At 57.2% G+C, this 731-nt stretch carries 1 protein-coding gene and 1 pseudogene; both read right to left on the reverse strand.

Features of this window, described 5'->3' with window-relative positions:
* A pseudogene (locus ACTFO6_RS17385) lies at window positions 1–293 on the reverse strand (hypothetical protein); the annotation flags it as partial.
* A 234-nt stretch (window positions 294–527) separates the two neighbouring features.
* Window positions 528–731 (reverse strand): hypothetical protein (locus ACTFO6_RS17390; RefSeq protein ID WP_439935690.1); only part of this gene is annotated, 204 nt, incomplete at its 5' end.

Here is a 731-nt window from a genome sequence, read left to right on the forward strand (position 1 = left end):
GCCAGATTTCGCAAGTTTCTCTCAGGTCGCGTGTCCGCAAATTGAAAGAATTCGCGGTCGAGCGACAAACGCAGATTTGAGGCAGCGTTACGCCCAATGTTCTTGATTCGCAGACAAAAGATGTTCGTTCCAGGAAGAATGAATAGAGATGGCTGCACGTAGGGCCGCAACTGTAGGTTGATCTGCTCCTTCATGGCCGTAGCCATGTCCTGGTTTGCCTGGAGGATCTTGTACGTCGCCCAGGCATAAAACCCCGTGATCACAACAAGCGTCCCAGTTAGGAACTCGGTCATTGTGCTACGTGCTCCAGCGTTAAAACTCGAACCGGTAGCCGTACCACTTGGCGCCAGGCAAATCGGGGTCTGCTCCGCCACCCGATTTTTCGCAAGGTTGCCTGTCCTCCCATGCCTGCGCCGCTGCCCGGTTGGCGAATGGACCTTCAAGTCGCCAATTGCGCATGTTCGGATAGCGCTGCTGCCATTCGGCCTTGCGCTCGTTCGGTCTCGTCGTAATACCTGCTCTGCATCTCATACCTTGTCTCCTCCTTTGCTCTGCTCGTTGTACTTCGGCTTCGTGCGGGCGATGACGCGCGCTTCCGTGTCCCTCGCCTCCTCGATGCTCTTCATCTGTTCGATTCTTACCTTCGCGCCCGGAACGTAGTCCTTGCCGCCCGGCAGGTGCTCCGCAATGCGCTCCTGCACACGGCCGCGCTTGGCGACACCGGCGTAGTT

The organism is Pelomicrobium sp. G1, assembly GCF_051905455.1.
Taxonomy (GTDB): Bacteria; Pseudomonadota; Gammaproteobacteria; order Burkholderiales; family UBA6910; genus Pelomicrobium.